At 63.1% G+C, this 21,795-nt stretch carries 21 protein-coding genes; 13 read left to right on the top strand and 8 right to left on the bottom strand.

Annotated elements, in window-relative coordinates:
- Positions 1–134: 134 nt before the first annotated feature.
- Positions 135–1,265: an Mrp/NBP35 family ATP-binding protein gene (locus tag ACE10X_RS18175; RefSeq protein ID WP_038384020.1), complete on the bottom strand. Its 1,131-nt coding sequence runs from the start codon at positions 1,263–1,265 to the stop codon at positions 135–137.
- A gap of 110 nt (positions 1,266–1,375) precedes the next feature.
- Complete coding sequence (locus ACE10X_RS18170; RefSeq protein WP_016843272.1) at positions 1,376–1,813, bottom strand: VOC family protein; 438 nt, start codon at positions 1,811–1,813, stop codon at positions 1,376–1,378.
- 203 nt (positions 1,814–2,016) lie between these two features.
- Between ACE10X_RS18170 and ACE10X_RS18165 the strand changes: the two genes are divergently transcribed.
- The 5 genes from ACE10X_RS18165 (at position 2,017) to ACE10X_RS18145 (ending at position 7,258) form a co-directional block, all read left to right on the top strand.
- A complete protein-coding gene (locus tag ACE10X_RS18165; RefSeq protein WP_038379824.1) occupies positions 2,017–2,889 on the top strand; it encodes an NAD(P)-dependent oxidoreductase in 873 nt (290 codons plus the stop codon).
- Positions 2,890–3,192: 303 nt separating this feature from the next.
- Positions 3,193–4,800: a HAMP domain-containing sensor histidine kinase gene (locus ACE10X_RS18160; protein WP_038384019.1), complete on the top strand. Its 1,608-nt coding sequence runs from the start codon at positions 3,193–3,195 to the stop codon at positions 4,798–4,800.
- Between the two features lie 256 nt (positions 4,801–5,056).
- A complete protein-coding gene (locus ACE10X_RS18155; protein ID WP_026192618.1) occupies positions 5,057–5,260 on the top strand; it encodes a DUF1289 domain-containing protein in 204 nt (67 codons plus the stop codon).
- 25 nt (positions 5,261–5,285) lie between these two features.
- Positions 5,286–5,876 (top strand): TIGR02281 family clan AA aspartic protease, encoded by a 591-nt coding sequence (locus ACE10X_RS18150; RefSeq protein ID WP_038384018.1) that lies wholly within the window; start codon positions 5,286–5,288, stop codon positions 5,874–5,876.
- A gap of 398 nt (positions 5,877–6,274) precedes the next feature.
- Complete coding sequence (locus tag ACE10X_RS18145) at positions 6,275–7,258, top strand: cysteine synthase A (protein ID WP_038384017.1); 984 nt, start codon at positions 6,275–6,277, stop codon at positions 7,256–7,258.
- Between the two features lie 46 nt (positions 7,259–7,304).
- Here ACE10X_RS18145 and catC read toward each other — a convergent pair whose 3' ends face one another.
- Positions 7,305–7,595 (bottom strand): muconolactone Delta-isomerase, encoded by a 291-nt coding sequence (gene catC / locus ACE10X_RS18140; protein WP_026192617.1) that lies wholly within the window; start codon positions 7,593–7,595, stop codon positions 7,305–7,307.
- Positions 7,596–7,693: 98 nt separating this feature from the next.
- Positions 7,694–9,271, bottom strand: coding sequence for a 4-hydroxyphenylacetate 3-hydroxylase N-terminal domain-containing protein (locus tag ACE10X_RS18135; protein ID WP_038384013.1), 1,578 nt, complete (start codon positions 9,269–9,271; stop codon positions 7,694–7,696).
- A gap of 252 nt (positions 9,272–9,523) precedes the next feature.
- Between ACE10X_RS18135 and ACE10X_RS18130 the strand changes: the two genes are divergently transcribed.
- The 5 genes from ACE10X_RS18130 to ACE10X_RS18110 all read left to right on the top strand — a co-directional run bounded on the left by ACE10X_RS18130 (position 9,524) and on the right by ACE10X_RS18110 (position 13,930).
- Positions 9,524–10,141, top strand: a complete 618-nt coding sequence (locus ACE10X_RS18130) for an FAD synthetase (RefSeq protein ID WP_244435758.1) — start codon at positions 9,524–9,526, stop codon at positions 10,139–10,141.
- On the top strand, positions 10,138–10,662 hold the full coding sequence (locus ACE10X_RS18125; protein ID WP_038384012.1) for a flavin reductase family protein: 525 nt from the start codon (positions 10,138–10,140) through the stop codon (positions 10,660–10,662). The genes ACE10X_RS18130 and ACE10X_RS18125 overlap by 4 nt, the downstream gene beginning before the upstream one ends.
- A gap of 71 nt (positions 10,663–10,733) precedes the next feature.
- Complete coding sequence (locus ACE10X_RS18120) at positions 10,734–11,603, top strand: intradiol ring-cleavage dioxygenase (RefSeq protein WP_038384011.1); 870 nt, start codon at positions 10,734–10,736, stop codon at positions 11,601–11,603.
- Positions 11,604–11,683: 80 nt separating this feature from the next.
- Positions 11,684–12,850: a muconate/chloromuconate family cycloisomerase gene (locus tag ACE10X_RS18115; protein ID WP_244435757.1), complete on the top strand. Its 1,167-nt coding sequence runs from the start codon at positions 11,684–11,686 to the stop codon at positions 12,848–12,850.
- A gap of 162 nt (positions 12,851–13,012) precedes the next feature.
- Complete coding sequence (locus ACE10X_RS18110) at positions 13,013–13,930, top strand: LysR substrate-binding domain-containing protein (protein ID WP_338132068.1); 918 nt, start codon at positions 13,013–13,015, stop codon at positions 13,928–13,930.
- A 108-nt stretch (positions 13,931–14,038) separates the two neighbouring features.
- Here the strand turns inward: ACE10X_RS18110 and dusA are convergent, their stop codons facing one another.
- On the bottom strand, positions 14,039–14,998 hold the full coding sequence (dusA, locus tag ACE10X_RS18105; RefSeq protein WP_038384010.1) for a tRNA dihydrouridine(20/20a) synthase DusA: 960 nt from the start codon (positions 14,996–14,998) through the stop codon (positions 14,039–14,041).
- A 186-nt stretch (positions 14,999–15,184) separates the two neighbouring features.
- Here dusA and ACE10X_RS18100 point away from each other — a divergent pair, with 186 nt between their 5' ends.
- The gene (locus tag ACE10X_RS18100; protein ID WP_028344528.1) at positions 15,185–16,282 is read left to right on the top strand and encodes a site-specific integrase; all 1,098 of its coding nucleotides are present in this window, start codon (positions 15,185–15,187) and stop codon (positions 16,280–16,282) included.
- 348 nt (positions 16,283–16,630) lie between these two features.
- Here ACE10X_RS18100 and ACE10X_RS18095 read toward each other — a convergent pair whose 3' ends face one another.
- Both ACE10X_RS18095 and ACE10X_RS18090 read right to left on the bottom strand, forming a co-directional pair.
- Positions 16,631–18,229, bottom strand: a complete 1,599-nt coding sequence (locus ACE10X_RS18095) for an FAD-binding oxidoreductase (protein WP_038384009.1) — start codon at positions 18,227–18,229, stop codon at positions 16,631–16,633.
- Positions 18,230–18,697: 468 nt separating this feature from the next.
- The gene (locus ACE10X_RS18090) at positions 18,698–18,994 is read right to left on the bottom strand and encodes a hypothetical protein (protein WP_028344526.1); all 297 of its coding nucleotides are present in this window, start codon (positions 18,992–18,994) and stop codon (positions 18,698–18,700) included.
- A 291-nt stretch (positions 18,995–19,285) separates the two neighbouring features.
- On the opposite strand from ACE10X_RS18090, the gene ACE10X_RS18085 reads away from it, so the two are divergent.
- Positions 19,286–19,600, top strand: coding sequence for a co-chaperone GroES (locus ACE10X_RS18085; RefSeq protein WP_028344525.1), 315 nt, complete (start codon positions 19,286–19,288; stop codon positions 19,598–19,600).
- 90 nt (positions 19,601–19,690) lie between these two features.
- Positions 19,691–21,331 (top strand): chaperonin GroEL, encoded by a 1,641-nt coding sequence (groL, locus tag ACE10X_RS18080; protein ID WP_304555864.1) that lies wholly within the window; start codon positions 19,691–19,693, stop codon positions 21,329–21,331.
- Between the two features lie 191 nt (positions 21,332–21,522).
- Here groL and ACE10X_RS18075 read toward each other — a convergent pair whose 3' ends face one another.
- Positions 21,523–21,795, bottom strand: coding sequence for a DUF2274 domain-containing protein (locus ACE10X_RS18075; protein ID WP_051003395.1), 273 nt, complete (start codon positions 21,793–21,795; stop codon positions 21,523–21,525).

Raw genomic sequence — 21,795 nt, 5'->3', positions numbered from 1 at the left:
TCCTGCATAAACATACAGGCCGGAACCGATTCAGCAATCGTCCAAAGGCACCAAGGGCCACAGGCCTGTGAAGAAGGCCCGCCGGGCTCCGGACGCTTCGCGGCCAATCGGCCCAGCGGGACGGCAGCGCAGGCTCAGGCTGCCGCGATGACGCCTTGCAGCTGCTCGCGGACCTTGCCGCCGATCGCGCGGTAGATCGCTGCGTGCGGGCCGTCCGGTTCGCTCTCGACCACCGGGTTGCCGGAATCGGAGGCGGTGCGGATCGCGATGTGCAGGGGGATTTCGCCGAGGAACGGCACCCCCAGCTTCTCGGCCTCGTGGCGAGCGCCGCCATGGCCGAAGATATCCGAGCGGGTGCCGCAATGCGGGCACTGGAAATAGCTCATGTTCTCGACGATGCCGAGCACCGGCACGTTGACCTTCTTGAACATCGCAAGCCCGCGCCGGGCGTCGATCAGCGAGAGGTCCTGCGGGGTCGAGACGATGACGGCGCCCTTGAGCGGGACGTTCTGCGCCAGCGTGAGCTGGGCATCGCCGGTGCCGGGCGGCATGTCGACCACGAGCACGTCGAGCGTGCCCCAGGCGACGTCGCGCAGCATCTGGGTGATCGCCGACATCACCATCGGCCCGCGCCAGATCATCGCGGTGTCCTCCTCGACCAGGAAACCGATCGACATGATCGACAGGCCGAAGCGCTGCAGCGGGACCATCTTCTTGTCGTCATTGAGCTGCGGCTTCTCGCGGATGCCGGTCAGCCGCGGCACCGATGGGCCATAGATGTCGGCGTCGAGCAGCCCGACGCGCAGGCCGAGATCGCGCAGACCGAGCGCGAGGTTGAGCGCGGTGGTAGACTTGCCGACGCCGCCCTTGCCGGAGGCGACGGCGATGACGGCGGAGATGCCGGGGATCTCGGCCTGCCGGGCCATCGGCGATTGCCCGCCGGGCGGATGCGGATGACGATGGGCGGACGCCGGCGGGACGCCGCTGGCCGGCCGCGGCGCCGGCGCCGCACCGCCCGCCTTGCGCTCGGCGGTCAGCGCGATCATCGCGACGCTGACGCCGGGAATGGCGCGCACGGCGTTCTCGGCCTGCGCACGCACGCTCTCCCAGGCGCGGGCCTCCGCGGCGTCGACATTGATCGAGAAGAACACCTTGCCGTCGGTGACCGTGATCGCCGACAGCACATTGGCGTTGGTCAAGGCTGTGCCGCGTGGCGACATCACCTTGACAAGGCAATCGAGAACCTGTTGCTGCGTCACGCTCACCGCGCATCTCCTGGACATTTTAGTCGGCATGATCTTGTTCGGAAAACCGCTTCGCACTTTTCCGGATCATGCCCAAGAGACCGACCCATAGAGCGTTGCAGCGCAAAAGGCTACCTCGCTCCGACGTCGTCCCGCCGCTCGGCCGGCGCCGCCGAGCCGCCTTCCTTGGCGGCCTCGTAGTTCAGCTCGATCATGACCCCGTTGGGGTCGTTGACGAAGATCTGCCAGAGATCGCCGCCGGGAACCTGGCGCGAGTCGAATTCCATGCCCTTGGACTGAAGCCGCTGCCTCATCCCATCGAAGCCCTGGCTGGCAAAGGCGACGTGATGGACGACGCCCGAGTCAGGCTTTTGTGCCTCGTCGGTCGCCGAAATATCGACCAGATGCACGACCGCCTTTCCCTCGCTGTACATCCACGCACCGGGGAACGCGAAGTTCGGCCGCGCGCCCTTTTCCAGGCCCAGAATATCCTCGTAGAACCGCACCGTGGCCGAGAGATTCCGGGTCCGGATATTGAAATGATCGAGCACACCGACGCTCATGCCCATGCGAGACACTCCCTTTTTTGTGAAGTTCGTTGGTGGGCCAATCCTAGCACAAAACCGCCTTCTGCCATCCCACCAAGGCCGTTGCCCTCCGCTGCACAGGGGGTATGGTGCGGCTCCTTCCATGGACGGAATGCCCTGCCCGCCGCGACGTTTTCCGGCGGTCTCAAGGGGCGATCACCACGGCAAATCACAAGGTAACAGACATGGCTAAAGTCGCTTTCCTCGGTCTCGGCGTAATGGGTTTCCCGATGGCGGGACACCTCGTGAAAAAAGGCGGCCATGAGGTCACCGTGTACAACCGGACCGCGGCGAAGGCGAAGGAATGGGCCGACAAGTTCGGCGGCAAGACCGCGCCGACCCCGAAGGCCGCCGCCGAAGGCCAGGATTTCGTGATGTGCTGCGTCGGCAATGACAACGACCTGCGTTCGGTCACGATCGGCCCCGACGGCGCCTTCGCCGGGGTCAGGAAGGGCGCAACCTTCGTCGATCACACCACCGCCTCCGCCGAGGTCGCCCGCGAGCTCGATGCCGCCGCGACCAAGGCCGGGTTCAAATTCGTCGACGCGCCGGTGTCCGGCGGCCAGGCCGGCGCCGAGAACGGCGTGCTGACGGTGATGTGCGGCGGCAGCGAAGACGCCTATGCAGGTGCCGAGCCGATCATCACCGGCGCCTATGCGCGGATGTGCAAATTGCTCGGCCCGGCCGGCGCCGGCCAGCTGACCAAGATGGTCAACCAGATCTGCATCGCAGGTCTCGTTCAGGGCCTGTCGGAGGGCATCCACTTCGCCAAGAAGAGCGGCCTCGACGTCGCCGCCGTGATCGAGACGATCTCCAAGGGCGCGGCGCAGTCCTGGCAGATGGAAAACCGCTACAAGACCATGAACGAGGGCAAGTACGATTTCGGCTTCGCGGTCGAGTGGATGCGCAAGGACCTCTCGATTGCGCTGGCGGAAGCCCGCCGCAACGGCGCCACCCTGCCCGCAACCGCGCTGGTCGACCAGTTCTATGCCGAGGTCGAGAAGATGGGCGGCAAGCGCTGGGACACGTCGAGCCTGCTGGCCCGTTTGCAGCGCTAACGCTTCCCACAATCTCGTCATGCCCGGGCTGGTCCCGGGCATCCACCTCTTTGGATCCACGAAAAGCAAGACGTGGATGGCCGGGACAACTGTTTAGCCCGGCCATGACAACATGGAATTATCAGACCCGGCGTGCGCGTGTGCGCCCGCCATCGCCCAACAGCGCAGCCCCCGGCGCAAAAGTTAATTTAACTCCCCGTTTACGCTTTTCCTTAGCTCTTTAAGTCATCGCTTAATGATTTAGCGTCACAGATAGACAATGCAAAAAGCCCGCGCGGTTCGTGGGCAGGATTTGTGTTGTTGATGAGTAATCCCGCAGAAAAGCCTGAAGTTGTAGCGCTTCCGGCAGGACCTCAGGTGACGGTGCCGGTGAACAGCCGGCGCGTCGCTGCGCAGCGGGTGCGCGAGGCGCGGGATCGGTTAACGTCAACCAGTGGAACCCGCCCGGCGTTCGACGCGGAACTGCTCCGCCAATACGCCCAGACCCGCATGTCGGCGTCCTACGTCGTGATGCTGCTCGTGGTGGCAACCGGCGTGCTGTTTGGCCTCTGGATGAAGCCGATCGTGGCCGGCGCCTGGACGATCGGCATCCTCTGCGTCCATCTCGCCATCATCCGCAGCTGTTCCCGCTTCCTCGCCGAACCGACCTCGGTCGCGGTCACCCGCAAATGGCGGACGCGCTTCGTGCTGCTCGACCTGCTCTACGGCCTGTGCTGGACCGCGATCCTGATCCACCCCGCCGGGCGCGATCTCGCCTCCAACACGCTGATGATGTTCCTGATGCTGCTGGTGATCGCGGTCTCCAGCATGCTGGCCGCGAGCCTGCCGATCGCAGCCCTTGCGGCGACCGTTCCGGTGACGGTGGGGATCGCGCTCGACCTCGTGCTCAACGGCGCGTTCGACAATTACGTGCTGGCGCTGCTCGCGCTTGCCGCCGAAGGCTATTTTGCCCTGCTCGCGCACCGCCTGCATTCGACCACGCTGGCGACGCTGGAGGCCCGCGCCGAAAAGGATGCGCTGATCGGCGAACTGGAGCAGGCCAAGGCGATCTCCGACGAGGCGCGCCACCGTGCCGAATCCGCCAACGTCGCCAAGTCGCGCTTCCTCGCCCAGATGAGCCACGAGCTGCGCACGCCTCTCAACGCCATCCTCGGCTTCTCCGAGGTGATGAAGAGCGAGATCTTCGGCGCACATACCGTGCCGGTCTACAAGGAATATTCCGCCGACATCCATAATTCCGGCGTGCATCTGCTCAATCTCATCAACGAGATCCTCGACCTGTCGCGGATCGAGGCCGGCCGCTACGAGCTGAACGAGGAGGCCGTGGCGCTCGTGCATGTCGTCGCCGACTGCCACCATCTCTTGAAGCTGCGCGCCTCCAGCCGTGGCATCACCATCCACGAGGTGTTCGAGCACGGCATGCCGAGGATCTGGGGCGACGAGCGCGCCATCCGACAGGTCGTGCTCAACCTGCTCTCCAACTCGATCAAGTTCACCCCGCAAGGCGGCGAAATCTGGCTGAAGGTCGGCTGGACCGCGTCGGGCGGGCAATATCTGAGCGTCAAGGACACCGGAAGCGGCATCGCCGAGGACGAGATCCCGGTCGTGCTGGCCTCCTTCGGCCAGGGCTCCAACTCGATCAAGTCGGCGGAACAGGGCGCGGGCCTCGGCCTGCCGATCGCGAAGAGCCTGATCGACATGCATGGCGGCACCTTCACGCTGAAGTCGAAGCTGCGCATCGGCACCGAGGTGATCGTCACCTTGCCGCCGGAACGGGTGATGAGCGCGCTGGCGCCGATGGCGGAGGAAGCACCGCCGATGCAGCCGCCGGAGCCCGTCGAGCCCACGATGGGCGCCGACCGGAAACGCGTGCGCCGCAAGTCGATCATGAGTGCCGGCACCGGATTGTAGAGCATGTCGCGGAAGATCGTGACGCGGTTATCGCTAGAGCCCTTTCCGTTCCGATGGATTCGGAACGGGGCTCTAGACTTTGGTTCTGACGCGTTTTCTTTACGCGAACCGGTCTCCACTTCGCTCGGAAACGCTTTGGCAATAAACCCAAGGCGTTCGCGCCGGGACCATGCTCGCGACAAAAAGCCGAGGCGTGATGCAGCATCCCACGTCAGCCGGCTTGCACCGGCCGCCGAAACCGTTCAACACTTGAACAATGAGCTCAGAGACGCCGTGTATCGCAGTCTGCATGATGGACCCCAGGACGAAGCTCTGCTTCGGCTGTGGCCGCACGCTTCCGGAGATCGCGCGCTGGCACAAGATGGACCGCACGGAGCGGCTGTCGGTGATGGCGACGCTGCCGGCGCGCATGGCCGAGGCTGGGCTCGAGCGCATGGAGCCGCGTCCGAAGCGCGCATGATCGGCGTTGCGGCGGGAGTTGCGCCGTGACCCGTATCCTCCTCGTCATCGTGCTGCTGATGGCAACCGCCGGCGCCGTCGTCGCCTATGGCGACCCCGAGCAGATCGCCCGCGCCAGGGAAAATCTCACCCAGATCTTCGGCCGCAGCATCACCGCCTCAGCCTCCACCTCCAGCTCCGCCCCCGCGGTGCAGATCGCGCGCAGCCAGGGCGGCGAGTTCGCGTTCCGCGCCAAGATCAACGGCGTCAGCGCGCCGATGGTGATCGACACCGGCGCGACCTCGGTCGTGCTGACCTGGGAGACCGCCAAGGCGATCGGGCTGCCGACCGACATGCTCGAATACAATGTCGACCTCGAGACCGCCGGCGGTCACACCAAGGCGGCGCGGCTCACGCTCGATCGTCTCGCGGTCGGCAAGCTGGTCGAGAAATCGGTGCCGGCGCTGGTGGTGCAGCGCGGGCAGATGAAGACCAACCTGCTCGGCATGAGCTTCCTCGATCGGCTCGAGAGCTGGGGCGTCCGCGCCGACACGCTGAGCCTGACCGGCTACCCCGACGTCACCGGCAGTATCAACACCTCAAGCCGCCACCGGCGCCCGCGCACGGCCGTCGATTAGGCTGCGCGAGCGCTCACGCAACGAAGGCCAGGGGCGGCTTATGCCGTCTCCACTGCATGCGCGTGGCAATCCGGGGCGCACATCCACAGATCGCACTTGATGGCCGCACGATTGTGCGGTCCGTGCGCGATGCGGATCAACTTCCGCAGTGAAATGACACAACGTACCAACCGCATGAGTGATCTGCAGTCGCACTGTCGAAAAACGAGGATTGTACGGTGCACGAAAACTGGCTCTATTGAGTTTCGCTATCTGCTCCAGCATGTCGGCACGCGACGTGTCTGATGACGACACGGTCAGAGACTATGATTTCCAATCCCGCATGCCGCGCGGCAAGGAAATTTCCGAGATCAAGAGAAAAACAGCATCAAGCTACTGTTTGGCCAGGCGGGGCAACCATGAACGTTCGATCCGGTTTTCTGGACTCCATTGGCAACACGCCGTTGATCAGGCTGCGCGCGGCATCGGAGATCACGGGCTGCAACATTTACGGCAAGGCCGAATTTCTTAATCCGGGCGGCTCGATCAAGGATCGTGCAGCCCTTGCTATCATCAACGACGCCGAGCAGCGCGGCCGGCTCAAGCCGGGCGGTGTCATCGTGGAAGGCACGGCCGGCAATGTCGGCATCGGCATTGCGCTCGTGGCCAATGCGCGCGGCTATCGATCCGTGATCGTGATGCCCGATACGCAAAGTCAGGAAAAGAAAGACATGCTGCGGCTGTGCGGCGCCGATCTGCGCCTGATGCCCGCCGTGCCATCTTCCCATCCGGACCACTATGCACGCTATTCCGGTCGCCTCGCCGGGGAACTGGGCGCATTCTGGGCAAATCAGTTCGACAACGTCGCCAACCGCGACGGCCACTATCGCACGACCGGCCCCGAGATCTGGCAACAGACGGATGGAAAGATCGATGGCTTCACGTGCGCCGTCGGCAGCGGCGGGACGTTGGGTGGCATTGCGCTCGCCCTCAAGGAGCGAAACCCCGGCGTGAAGATTGCGCTGAGCGACCCGATGGGCGCCGCCCTCTACAACTGGTTCACAAAGGGCGAGCTGACGACAGAGGGTGAGTCGATTACGGAAGGCATCGGCCAGGTCCGTGTGACGAAGAACCTCGAGGGCACGCCGATCGACATGGCCTACCAGATCACTGATGAGGAGGCGCTACCCGTCCTGTTCGACCTGGTCGCGCATGAGGGGTTGGTTCTGGGTGGCTCGAGCGCGATCAACATCGTGGGAGCGATGCGGCTTGCACGCGACCTCGGTCCAGGCAAGACCATCGTCACCATCCTTGCGGACGGTGGCCAGCGCTACCAGTCGAAACTCTTCAATCCGGACTTCCTCCGCAAGAAGAATCTCCCGCTCCCGCCCTGGATGACGTGAACGGGAGCCAACCCGACGCAATCGCTCCGGAGGCCTCAACCCGGTGCTACCGGTCGTCGTCGTGGATCGACGACGGGTGCCGGCACAGCGGCGTGACCTGGATCTCCATGAACGGAAACAGCGGCAGGCTGGACAGGATGTCGTGCAATTCCTGCGCGCCAGACACGTCGAAGATGCTGACATTGGCGTAGCGCCCCGCCACCCGCCACAGATGGCGCCAGGCCCCCGTCCGCTGCAGCTCCATGGCGCGGACCCGTTCCGCCGCTTTCAGCGCATCGACCTTCTCGACCGGGAGATCGTGCGGAATCCGCACATCCATTTCGACGTGGAACAGCATGATGATGAACTCTCTCAGCAATGGGGTGAAACGGCGTGGAGCCGCCGCAAGATCGCGGCGGCTCCATTGATCGGTCTATCAGATGCTCAGCCTTGTCGTCAGCCTTGCACCAGACCGCGGCTGACGAGGTTGATGTCGTCGGGATTGACGAGGTCCTTCGCCGTCCAACCGGAGACGTCGTAGTCGCTCATGCAGTTGCGCACGAAATCCTGCATGGCGCCGAGGTCGCCGGTGGCGCTCGCGGCCATCAGCGTCTCGACGCGCAGGTTCTCGTAATTGCCCGCATAGTTGCGCTCGTAGAGCTCATGCCGGCCGCCGAACTCGGAGCCGACCGCGTCCCAGAGCAGCTTCAGCAGCTTGATCCGGTCGATCGCGGCATAGCCGTTGGAGCCGCGGACGAAGCGGTCGAGATAGGGCCGGATGGCCTCGCTCTCCAGATCGGCCGAGCTCGACGGCAGATAGATCAGGCCGCTCGCGACATGACGCTCGATCAATTCCTTGATCCGCGGATAGGCCATCGGTGCGAACACGCGATAGGCCAGCCCGTAGTTCAGGTTCGGCAGATTGTAGCCATCGGTCCCCTGCCAGGCGATTGGCGACTTCACCATCGCGTCGGCAATGCCGTGGAACAGATTGCGCCAGGCGATCACCTCGCCCACCGCGGTCTGCACGCCGCGAAAATCCTTCGACCCGGTCGCCTCGACGGCCATCGAGAACAGACCGGCGATGAAGTCGAGCTTGACGGCAAGCCGCGTCACGCCGTGCAGCGTGAACCGCGGGATGAAGCCCGACGCCGGAAAGAACTGGTTGATCTTGTCGACGTCGCCATAGATGAAGACGTTCTCCCAGGGCACCAGCACCTTGTCGAACACGAGAATCGAATCGTTCTCGTCGAAGCGGCTGGACAGCGGATAGTCGAACGGCGAGCCGGTCGCCGCCGCGGTGAATTCGTAGGACGAGCGGGCGATCAGCTTGATGCCCTTGGCATCCATCGGCGCCGTGAAGATCAGCGCGAACGACTTGTCCTTGATCGGAATGCCGTAGTGGGCGATGAAATTGTAGTGCGTCAGCGCCGACCCGGTCGCCACCACCTTCGCGCCCGACACGATCAGGCCGGCGTCGGTCTCCTTCTCGACATGCATGAAGACGTCGCGCACCTCCTCGATGGCGCGGTCGCGATCGATCGGTGGATTGACGATGGCATGATTCCAGAAGTCGAGACGCTCCTGGGTCCGGGCGTACCATTTCTTTGCATTGCCGGCGTAGTCACCATAGAAGCTTGAATTCGCCCCCAGCGTGCCGAGGAACGACGCCTTGTAGTCCGGCGAGCGGCCCATCCAGCCGAAAGAAACCTTCTGCAATTCGGCGATCGCGTCGCGGCCCTTGACGAGGTCGTCGGCCGTTTTCGAGCCGAGGAAGAACGGATGGGTCAGCTGTCCCGAGCCGGTGTCGGTCAAGACGCCGATCTGATCCTTCTTCTCATGGAAGCGGTCGTACCAGCGCGCCACCATCCGCGCCGAATTGCGAAAGGCTGGATGCTGGGTGACGTTCTTGACGCGCTCGCCGTAGATGTAGATTTCCCGGCCGTCCTGGATACTGTCCAGGAATTCCGCACCGGTATAGACGCTGGTGGTTGACGCAGGCACGTCGGCCCGCAGGGCTGCCGCAGTAGTCATGGGTTTCTCCTCCGCTTGTGTCGTTGGACCGGCGGCGTTGTCACACCGGCCCCAAGACCATCTCGTCACGCTCTTGGACGGCGTGACATCGGAGGAAACGCTACGCGCTCACCCGGAGCGGGCGAAAGGTATCACACCATACCGCGCGGACCGGCCCGGCTCGGGCTATGACTCGATGGCACGGACCGGACGGCAAGGATCGTTCGGCCGGCGCAACGCCGCAGCTGACGCAGCACGGCAAGGGAGCGAACCATGGGCAAGGGTTTTGACAGCAGTGCTGTCGCTTTCCATCGCGATGGGGAATTGACCCTCGATGCCTCCGTCGTGACCATCGGCGCATTTGACGGCGTCCACCGCGGCCATCAGGAACTGCTGCGGCAGACCATCGCGGCAGCGCGGCGCCGCGGCATTCCAGCCGTGATCTACACCTTCGATCCGCCGCCAAAGGTGTATTTCGGCCAGGCCGAGCCGCTGATTTCGCTTCGCGAAAAGCTCGAGCGCATCGCAACATTCGCGCCTGACCACGTCGTCGTCGCCGATTTCAACCAGATCTTCGTCCGGCGCACCGCGCTCGATTTCCTCACCGAGTTGCATAAGCTGCAGCCGCGTGAGGTGATCGTCGGCGAGGATTTCCGCTTCGGGTCCTGCAAGGGCGGCACCGCCCTGCTGCTGCGGCAGCACTTCAACACGCGCATCCTGCCGCCGGTGCGCTGTGGCAATGGCGAGATCGTCTCCAGCAGCCGGATCCGCGCCTTGCGGCGATCCGGCCTTGCCGCCGCCGCGGCGACGCTGGAAAACTGGAGAGATATCGTGACCGCGCCACCGGCCGACCGATCCGGTTTGGCCCAACTCGAGGTCGCAAGCCAATGACCGCCATCGATCCGCGAGAGTTGCGCAATGCCTGTGGCCAGTTCGGCACCGGCGTCACCATCATCACGACGCATTGCGAGGGCCGCGATCACGGCATGACGGCCAACGCCTTCATGTCGGTCTCGCTCGATCCGCCGCTGGTCGCGATCTCGATCGCGAAAAGCGCGAAGATGCTCGGCAACATCCAGAAGACCGGCCGCTTTGCGGTCAGCATCCTCGCCGAGGGCATGGAGGATTTCGCCTGGCATTTCGCCGGCAAGCCCAAGCTCGACCTCTGCGACGTGCTCGAGCGCCGCAACGAGCTGCCCGTCATCGCCAACGCGGCGGCGTATTTCGTGACCGATCTCGCGGATGAGATCGTCGCGGGCGACCACACCATCTTTCTCGGCCACGTTCGCGAGATGGCACTGGAGCCCAGCAAGAAGCCGCTGCTGTTCTGCCGCGGCCGCTTCGGCGGCCTTGCCGATCCGCACCCGGCGCCCGCGATGCTGGAGAACGCTGCTTATGAATTTGTCTGGTGAGACCAGCGACCGATATTCCCGAAAACGGGGATGCAAGTTTGAGCAAACTGCAAGAAAAGGAGGAAACGACCATGCTGAACGTCAACAAGGACACCATCACCGACCACGTGATCGCCGCGCTCTCGAAGGACATTCCGGATCGCAACCGGCAGATCATGACGAGCCTGATCCGCCACATGCACGGCTTCTGCAAGGAGGTCGACCTGACTTTCGCCGAGTGGTTCGCCGCATGCGAATTCCTGCGCCGCGCCGGCGATATCTCGGACGAGAAGCGCAACGAGTTCATCCTGATCGCCGACATTCTCGGCGTCGAGGTGCTTGTCGACATGCTCGACCACCGCGTCACCGACGGCGAGAGCGAATCCACCGTGCTCGGGCCGTTCTATCGGGAAAACCCGCCGGTGCTGGCCAAGGGCGCCTCCATCATCAAGAAGGCGTTCGACAACGCGCAGACCGTCAAGGTCAGCGGGCGCATCAGCGACACCGCGGGGCGACCGATCGAAGGCGTCACGATCGACGTCTGGGAAGACGCGCCGAACGGCCTCTATGACCTGCAGGATCCGGAACAGCCGGCCTACAATCTGCGCGGACGCTTCACGACCGACGCCAACGGCGAATATGCCTTCGTGGCGCTTCGCCCCGAGCCCTACCCGATCCCCTATGACGGCGCCGGCGGCGAGCTGCTGAAATATATGGGCCACCATCCCTGGCGTCCGGGCCACATCCACTTCATGCTTTCGAAGGACGGCTATCAATCGCTGATCTCGCAGATCTACGATTCCGAGACCAAGTACCTCGACAACGACTCGGTGTTCGCCGTGAAGCAGAGCCTGATCGGCAAGTTCGCCAAGGCCCCCGCCGGCGCCGACACCGATCTGGTGCTCAACTTCGACTTCAAGCTCAAGAAGGCCGCCGTCGAACGGCTCGTCGCCGCCGAATAATGCCCGTTACGTCCTGCCAGGCTCCACCAGCCTGGCAGGGCTCATTCTGAACTGACCTGCGAGGACATATGAGTCGTGCCGTGATCGAAATCGCCGAGCCCGTGGAGCGAGTGCAGGCTCACGCAAAGGACACTGCGATCCGCAGCATCCGCGCGACCATCGTGGAGGCGCCGACCCGCCGCCGGCACAAGCTCTCGAACACGGAAGTCACGCATCAGGGTTACGTGCTGGTGCGCGTCCTGCTCGATAACGGCGTGACGGGCATCGGCGAAGCCTCGACGCTCGGCGGGCCGCGTTGGGCCGAGGAGAGCGTGGAGTCGATCAAGGCCGCGGTCACGAATTATCTGGCGCCGGCGCTGCTCGGACAGCCTGCCCTCGCCTTCGAAGCCAATGCCTTGCGCATGAGCAAGGCCGCCACCCGCAATTTCGCCGCCAAGGGCGCGATCGAGTCCGCCCTGCTCGACGCCGCCGGCAAGACGCTGGGCCTGCCCGCCAGCGCGCTGCTCGGCGGCGCGGTGCGCGAACGCATGGAGGTGATCTGGGCGCTGGCGTCGGGCGACAGCGGCCAGGAGGTGGAAGAAGCGAAAGAGAAGCTGCGGCGCCGCGAACACCGCCAGTTCAAGATCAAGTTCGGGTTCAACCGGCCGCAGGCCGATCTGAAGCGGTTGCAAGCATTGCGTGACGGCCTCGGCGAGGAGGTGCGCCTGATCGTCGATGTCAACCAGGGCTGGACCGAGGCCGAATGCGTCCGCTTCATGCCCGCGCTGGAGGAATTGGACGTTGCCCTGATCGAACAACCGGTGTCGGCGCTGCAACTGGAAGCGATGGCGCGTGTCGCGGCCCGCACCTCGATTCCGCTGCTGGTGGACGAAGCGGCTTTCACCAAGGAGGACATCGCGCGCGCGGGCGCGATGGGCTGCGGCAGCGTCTACTCGCTGAAGCTCGTGAAGAGCGGCGGCCTGTTCGAGATGAAGCGCGCCGCTGCGGTCGCGGCCGCGCACGGACTGGAGCTCTATGGCGGCTGCCTGTTGGAGAGCAGCATCGGCGCAGCGGCACATCTCGCCGCCTTCGCCACCCTGCCCAGGCTCGAATGGGGCACCGAGCATTTCGGTCCGCGAATCCTCGTGGAGGATCTGGTCGTCAACCCGATCAGATTCGACGAGTTCGAGATCTGTGTCCCTGATGGCCCCGGTCTCGGCGTAGAGGTCGACGAGGACAAGATCCGCGCCTTCGCCCGGAAGGACTAGCCGGATGGCGCCGTTCCCGCGGACAATTGACAATCCAGGGACCCACGCCCAGTCTTTGCGCTGGAACCATCTCGATCGTGCGCTGATGACCACGCGATATCGAACCCGGCAGGATTTTTCCGCGGCTTCCCTGGAAGCGCGCGAACAGGCGTTCGGCTAGTCGTGACCGATCGCGACGATGTCATGGATCTCAGGCGACTGGTCTATTTCGTCGCCGTCGCCGAGGAATTGCATTTCGGCCGTGCCGCGTCGCGGCTTGCGATCGCGCAGCCGCCGCTTAGCCGGCAGATCGCGCAACTCGAGAGCGATCTCGGCGTCATGCTGATCGACCGGAGCCGCAGCCAGATCCGGCTGACCCAGGCCGGCAGCGTTCTGCTGGAGCGGGCGCGCGACGTGCTGGAGCGGCTCGACCGGACGCACCGCGAGATCAAGCGGATCGGCGAAGGCTTTTCCGGGCATCTGCGCGTCGCCTTCGTCGGATCGGCGACCTATGGCGTGCTGCCGAGCGTGATCCAGGCGTTTCGTTCGGCCTATCCTGACGTCGAGCTCGCGCTGTCGGCGATGAACAACGCCGAACAGAAGCGCGCGGTGATCCAGCGCGAGATCGATATCGCCATCGCCCGGCCCTCGCTCGACGACGAGGAGCTGAAGTCGGAGCCGCTGCTGCAGGAGCCGCTGATCCTCGCGCTGTCAGATACTTCACCCCTGCTCGATCAGCAGATCCCGCGACTGGCGGCGCTGAGGGCCGAAACGTTCGTCCTCTACCCGCGCAAGCCGCGCCCGAGCTTCGCCGACCACATCCTCAACATCTGCCTCGAAGAAGGCTTCATTCCGAAATCGCAGGTGCTGGCGCAGGACTACCAGACCGCAATCAGCCTGGTGTCGGTCGGCGTCGGCATCGCGCTGGTGCCGAAATCGGTCTCGGAGGCGGAGCGGCCTGGCGTCGCCTACCGCGCCTATGAGGGACACAATCCGGGCACTGCACTGTCGCTGAACTACCGGCGCGACAACCGGATGCCGCATCTGTTCAATTTCCTGAAGATCGCACAAGACGTCACGCGGCGTCAGCGCAAGCATTAGAGCGTTTTCGAGCGAAGTGGATACCGGTTGGCGTGAAGAAAACGCGTCAAAATGAGAATCCAGAGCCCCGTTCCGATTCCATCGGAACGGGGCTCTAAACCAGCGCGCTCAGGCCGCGACCGCCGCCGGCGCGCGATCGTCAACGCGTGCGATCGCCTCGTGCAGCACGTCGATGTCAGCCCCCGGCCGAACGCCGTTCTCCGCGAGATACCTGCGGAACGCACGCGCACCGGGGACACCATGGAAGGCGCCGACGAAATGCCGCGTGATCGAATGCAGCCGGGTGCCCTCGACAAGTTGCCGCTCGATATAGGGCAGCATCGCCGCGAACACGTCCTTCATCGTGGCGTGCGGCGGCGTCTCGCCGAACAGCTCGGAATCGACGGTGAGCAGCCGCCATGGCTCCTGATAGGCCGCCCGCCCCAACATCACGCCATCGACATGGGCCAGATGCCGCTTTGCCTCGGCGAGACTCGTGATGCCGCCGTTGATGATGATGGGCACGTGCGGCAACGCCGCCTTGAGGCGATACACCCGATCGTAGTCGAGCGGCGGGATGTCGCGGTTCTCCTTCGGCGACAATCCGTTCAGCCAGGCCTTGCGCGCGTGCACGACAAGCCCATCCGCGCCCGCGGCAATCACGCCGCGGGCCAGCGTGTCGAGCGCGACTTCCGGATCCTGGTCGTCGATGCCGATCCGGCATTTCACCGTGACGGGAATCCGCACCGCACACTTCATCGCCGCAACGCCTTCGGCGACCAGCGCGGGCTCGGCCATCAGGCAGGCGCCGAAGCGGCCATCCTTCACCCGATCGGAGGGACAGCCGACATTGAGATTGATCTCATCGTAACCGAACTCCTCGCCGATCTGCGCGGCGGTCGTAAGATCGCGCGGATCGGAGCCGCCGAGCTGCAGCGCCACCGGATGCTCGCTGGCGTCGAAGCCGAGCAGCCGCGCCCGATCGCCATGGATGATGGCGCCGGTCGTCAGCATCTCCGTATAAAGCCGCGCCCGGCGCGACATCAGCCGATGGAAGACCCGGCAATGCCGGTCGGTCCAGTCCATCATGGGCGCGGTACAAAACCGATAATCTTGATTATTCAAGAAGTTATCCTACACTCTCAAAGGACTAGAAGAGGAACATACCCCCTCTGTGTGCACTCCAAACTAGCCAAATTTGCGCTGGTTTGTACCGCATTTGACCTCGCGGTGCACACGTAGAGCACACGAAATACGGACGGAGTGCACACGCAAATGCCGACTTATACGAAGCTGGGGTCTGGAAGCTGGCGGGTCCAGGTCAGGAGAAAACGCCAGTACATCGCAAATACGTTCATTAGGCGACGCGACGCTGAAGAGTGGGCAATCGAAGCCGAGCGTTCCATCGATCGGGGAACCGCGGTCCGACGTTCCAAGTTTGGCGAGCAACCGCGCATCTTTTCCGACTTGATCGCATTGCACCTCGACGATCTTGCCCAGGTTGGCAAGCCGGTTCGACGATCGAAGTCGATGGTGCTTAAGGCGCTCAAAACTTCTCTTGGACGCGTTAACCTGAGAGACCTAAGCCGTGAGAGATTGATCGAATTTGGTCGGAAGCGAGCCTCGCAAGGCGCTGGACCAGCCACTCTTGCGATCGACTTCTCGTTTATTCGAGCGATCCTCCTCCACGCTGCGGCGGTCCATGGCATCGACGTCTCCGTTGAGAACGTTCAGCTGGCCAAAGCTGCGCTCAAACACCTCAATCTCGTGGGAAAATCGAACGAGCGTGATCGTCGCCCTACGCAGGACGAATTGGATCGATTGATCGGGTATGCGGAGTCTAACCCTCAACAATTTCTACCGCTCGGTCGAATTATTCGCTTCGCAATAGCGACTGCAATGCGCCAAGCCGAGATTAGCCGGATAGAGTGGTCTGACGTCGATCTAACGAAGCGAACAGTCACTATTCGGGACCGCAAGGATCCGCGACGAAAGGACGGAAACCATCAGAAAGTCCCGTTACTCAATTCGACGGGGTATGACGCATGGCAACTCGTTCTTGAGCAACGGATCGTCACGCGCGGCGTTGGGCGAGTATTTCCTCACCATTCAAAATCGGTTGGTGCCGCCTTCCACAGGTCGTGCAAGGCAATCGATATCGATGATCTGTGCTTTCACGACCTCCGCCATGAAGGGACGAGCCGACTGTTTGAAGCCGGATTTTCAATCCAGCAAGTCGCTATGGTGACCGGCCACAAGGACTGGCGCATGCTCCGGCGTTATACGAATCTCAAACCTGAAGACCTGCATAAAATGCAAAAGGCTGCGCAGCCCTCAATAGATCAATTCATGGCTACGCTGGTTGCGAGCTAGGATGTGTGCTCGCCTCTGAAGGCGGACATCAATCCGACTGGCTGGTATGTCCGCTATAGGCGCCAAGCAATGCAATGCGGATATCTCCTTGCCGATGAAACCGACCCGCGCAAACGACTCCTGATGGGTCGCCACGATTCAGGTCCTCGCCACAACTGGCGCAGTCGTGGCGCTGACTACGCGCCAGCGTGAGGCCGACAGACAGCGGGCCTTAGCGAACCACGGACCGAGCGTTTGAGCCACGCTTCGGCGAAAATATCCACGCCTAGCACGGCGATCAAAATTGCCTTCCAACTCTCTCGTCCAAGTAGATCCTGAGGTCACCACACCCGCGTCAACGGCACCCGCCTAAGGATCGATCAGGACACCCGGGTTGAGCATGCCGTGGGGATCCAGTTCGCGCTTGGCGGCCCGCAACGCGGCGGCAAAAAGCTGTGGCCGCTGCCGGTCGTACCAGGGTCGGTGATCGCGGCCGACGGCATGGTGATGCGTGATGGTGCCGCCTGCCGCGATTAGCACGTCGCTCGCCGCGTCTTTGATGGCCTTCCACTGCGCGAGCAGCGCACCGTGCCGACCGCGTGCGTGGAAGGAGAAGTAGGGCGCTGGCCCGTCCGGGTAGACGTGGGTGAAGCGACAGGTAACTTCACCCTTCACTCCGGTCGCTTGCAGAATCGCCTGTTCTGTTCCCGCCTTGACCTGATCGTGAAAGCTTTCGAACCGATCCCAGGTGATGGCGGTCTCGAACGTATCGTTGATGATAGCAACGGGCGCCAAGAATTCGCGCGCATAGGGCATGCGAATGAACGCGTTGCGCCAGATGCCTGCCGCGCCTTCGAGATGCGCGTCGCCGGCCTCTGCGGGCTCCGGTGTCCCGCGGTGGTCGGCGCAGCATTCGAGCGCACGCTTGAACCAGGCGTCCAGGGAATGATCGCCCGATTCGAATGCAAGCACCATGATGGCGGAGCTGCCGTCGGACGCACCGGTGTTGAACGCCTCCTGCGGATCCAGGATGCGGCAATTGGAGGGATAGAGGCCGGCTTGTGCCACCGCACGCACCGAGCGCGCGGCATCGAAGAAAGTGGGAAAGCGAACCGATGTGCCGGCGCGGAATTTTGGACGCGGCTGCAATCGCATCCATGCGCGCGAGATCACGCCTAAGATTCCTTCCGAGCCAATGAACATGCGGTCGGGGCTCGGCCCCGCGCCCGAGCCGGGAAGCCGGCGCGTCTCCACGACGCCAACCGGCGTCACGACACGCAGGCTTTCAACGAAATCGTCGATATGGGTGTAGAGACTGGCGAAGTGGCCGCCCGATCGTGTTGCGATCCAACCGCCCAAGGTCGAATACTCAAAGCTCTGCGGAAAATGCCGCAGCGTGACGCCGTGCGGCTTGAGCTGGTTTTCCAGCGATGGCCCATAGGTGCCGGCGTCGATCAATGCGGCGCGCGAGACCGGATCGACTTCGACGACCTTGGAGAGATTGCGCAGGTCTAACGTGACGGCCGCCTTGTGCTTGATGCCATCGGCCAGCGGCTCGACGCCACCGCACACGCTGGATCCGCCCCCGAACGGCGTCAGCGAAGCACCGACGGACCCCGCCCAGTCCATGACAGCCGATATCTCCGTCTCGTTGCGTGGATAGGCCACGATATCGGGCGCGCAACCGTAATCGCCGAGCATGGCCCTGACGTAATCCGGATAGGACTTGCCGTAAGTGTGCGCGGCGCGGTCGTAGCGTTCGGTCGTGCAGAACGGCGTGAGCGAAGCTGGCAGCACCACGCGCGGCTCCCGCAAGGATAGCTCTTCAAGGCCGGGAACAGTTACCGTGTCGAATTCGCGGGCGCCAAACTTGGCATGGTAGCGGCCGAGGACAAACGCCCGCTCTTCCGCGCTCATGCCTTCGCCTTCCCGTCCCCAGCCGTAATGTTTCAGCCTTGCGCCGGTCATGAGCGTTCCCCGCGTTTCGTTGCTGAGAGCTTCTTGAATCGAAGAACAAGATACTCTGAACGACCGCGCTGCAGAGTGAGCTCGTTTGATCGAAACAATACGCTTTCGAGAAGGAGTATGAAAGACGGCGGCGGCGGGACAGTTCCTTCAGCAAACGGCGCCGCAGCGGGCACCGCACCCGACTCAGTCTTACCCGCATGGGGTGCGACCACATGTCAGTCCGCCTTCCGCGCGGGTGGACGTCGTGCGACACCTTGAGAGAGCTTGGCATGCTGAATTGCGATAGACTGCACAGACCAATGGAATACCCCGTCTGGTTCGGGAGATACGTATTTGGTCTCCGAAAGCGACCTCGAGCTCGTTAGCGGATTGGGATGCGGCCAACGCAGCCGCGATGATGCAATCGGATACATTGTCCGTCAGCACCGCCGCGCACGATCCTCCCGCGACAACCGACGCGCGGAAGACTTACGCATCAGATTCTATTTTCACCAAAATTTCCCCGGCAATGATTTCAGGGTCTCCAAGATTAAGGTCATGCAGGCTTGCTTGAACGAAATCCAGAACTTTATCGTTCGCGGCATTGGCGCTTTCGCGGTCCTCGAATATCATCACAGCTACACCGACGCCATCGCCCCCATCCAATACGTAATAGGATCTGAATCCGTGCGATTCCCTTAGGATCTGACCGATGCCACTTTTGGCGCGGCGAGCAGCGTCAGCAACCGAGCGAACGTTGGTGTACTTTCGAATGAACATGTACATCAGCCACCCATCTATCTCAGTCCTAACCCGCGCATCAAAGCATATTGAGCCGGCGTTGTACTAGGACCGACTTCCGCGTCGGGTCACTCGCGTCGATTTGGTATGCCCGCAACCACGTCCGATCTCCCGCGAACAGCCGTAGTCAAAGTGAGGGGCGCGGTTCGACACCAAGACCAACAGGCGACGTGGGTCCCCTTGCGCCGGAGTGTCACGGACTTATGTGAGGACCGGTGAGCACTCGCTCATTGCGACTGCCAACCCAGCAATAATCAAAAAGCCAAGGAGGATCGCATGAAATTCCGTCCGCTTCACGACCGCGTCGTGGTCAAGCGCATCGACGCCGAAGAGAAGACCGCTGGCGGCGTCATCATTCCGGATACTGCCAAGGAAAAGCCCTCCCAGGGGGAAGTGATCGCCGTCGGTCCCGGTGGTCGCGACGAAGCTGGCAAGCTGATCCCGATTGACCTCAAGGTAGGCGACCGGGTCCTGTTCAGCAAGTGGTCCGGCACCGAGGTCAAGATCGACGGCCAGGAGCTTCTGATCATGAAGGAGAGCGACGTCATGGGCGTTCTCACCAACGTGGCCGGCTCCAGGAAGGCGGCCTAACGCTGACCGCCGCAAACGCTTACCTCTGAGGAGCGCCTGCCGATGCTGCCTCGCAGGTGAGAGACGAATTTCAATTCAGGGAGGACAAACATGTCAGCTAAAGAGGTCAAACTAGGTGTCGATGCCCGCGATCGCATGCTACGCGGCGTGGACATCCTTGCCAATGCGGTGAAGGTCACCCTCGGCCCGAAGGGCCGCAACGTCGTCCTCGAGAAGTCGTTCGGCGCGCCCCGCATCACCAAGGACGGCGTTGCCGTCGCTAAGGAGATCGAGCTTGAGGACAAGTTCGAGAACATGGGCGCCCAGATGGTGCGCGAAGTGGCGTCGAAGGCGGCGGATGCTGCCGGCGACGGCACCACCACCGCGACCGTGCTGGCTGCCGCGATCGTCCGTGAAGGCGCCAAGTCGGTCGCCGCCGGCATGAACCCGATGGATCTGAAGCGCGGTATCGACCTCGCGGTCGAAGCCGTCGTTGCGGACCTCCAGAAGAACTCGAAGAAGGTCACCTCGAACGAGGAGATCGCCCAGGTCGGCACCATTTCGGCCAACGGCGATGCCGAGATCGGCAAGTTCCTCGCCGACGCCATGAAGAAGGTCGGCAACGAGGGCGTGATCACGGTCGAGGAAGCCAAGTCGCTCGAGACCGAGCTCGACGTCGTCGAGGGCATGCAGTTCGACCGCGGCTACATCTCGCCCTACTTCGTCACCAACGCCGACAAGATGCGCGTTGAAATGGACGACGCCTACATCCTCATCAACGAGAAGAAGCTCTCCTCGCTGAACGAGCTGCTGCCGCTGCTCGAGGCCGTGGTGCAGACCGGCAAGCCGCTGGTCATCGTCGCCGAAGACGTCGAAGGCGAAGCCCTCGCCACCCTCGTCGTCAACCGCCTGCGCGGCGGCCTGAAGGTCGCGGCCGTCAAGGCTCCGGGCTTCGGCGATCGCCGCAAGGCCATGCTGCAGGACATCGCGATCCTGACCGGCGGCCAGGCCATCTCGGAAGACCTCGGCATCAAGCTCGAGAACGTCACGCTGCAGATGCTCGGTCGCGCCAAGAAGGTGATGATCGACAAGGAGAACACCACGATCGTCAACGGCGCCGGCAAGAAGGCCGACATCGACGCCCGCGTTGCCCAGATCAAGGCGCAGATCGAGGAGACCACCTCGGACTACGACCGTGAGAAGCTGCAGGAGCGTCTCGCCAAGCTCGCAGGCGGCGTCGCGGTGATCCGCGTCGGCGGCGCGACCGAGGTCGAGGTGAAGGAGCGCAAGGATCGCGTTGATGACGCGATGCACGCGACCCGCGCGGCTGTCGAGGAAGGCATCCTGCCGGGCGGCGGCGTCGCCCTGCTCCGGGCCTCCGAACATCTCAAGGGCATCCGCACCAAGAACGACGACCAGAAGACCGGCGTCGAGATCGTGCGCAAGGCGCTGTCGGCTCCGGCTCGCCAGATCGCGATCAACGCGGGCGAGGATGGTTCCGTCATCGTCGGCAAGATCCTGGAGAAGGATCAGTACGCGTTCGGCTTCGACAGTCAGACCGGTGAGTACGTCAATCTCGTCAGCAAGGGCATCATCGACCCGACCAAGGTCGTCCGTACCGCGATCCAGAACGCTGCCTCGGTTGCCGCGCTCCTGATCACCACGGAAGCGATGGTCGCCGAGCTGCCGAAGAAGAACGCCGGCGGTCCCGCGATGCCCCCAGGCGGCGGGATGGGTGGCATGGACTTCTGAGCCCAACCGTTCAGCGCTCAAGAGAAAAAAAGGCCCGGCATCGCTGCCGGGCCTTTCCGCGTTAGCTACGGGTCCGACTCGACTACAACAGCTGCGCGGAGGTGACCCATCAGCAGGGGTTGAATCAAGCGGAGACGCGGGCTCCGGCGGAGCCTCAGCTCTGACTACTCTCGCAAGGACGACCTAAACCCTCAGGCCGAGTCGTTCGCCGGTTCACGCAAGCCCTGCAAGCAGTCCAGTCGGCTCGATTTTTTACGTTTGTCATCCTTTTGCCTCGATTTGTAATCCGCGTCACTATCGAGAAATGCCTCCAACATGAACGGGATCAGTTCGGCAACCTCCTCCTTGCTGCCGTAAGTCTCCGCATAAAAATCAGCATACTCCCGCAGCCGCTTCGCTAAGCTCGGCGCCAATACAAGATTCATCCTCACGGGTGTTCGATCAGGCAGTTTCGCAAGCTTCAT

This window comes from Bradyrhizobium sp. Pha-3, from assembly GCF_042258325.1.
Taxonomy (GTDB): domain Bacteria; phylum Pseudomonadota; class Alphaproteobacteria; order Rhizobiales; family Xanthobacteraceae; genus Bradyrhizobium; species Bradyrhizobium elkanii.
This window is presented reverse-complemented; position numbering and strand designations above follow the sequence as displayed.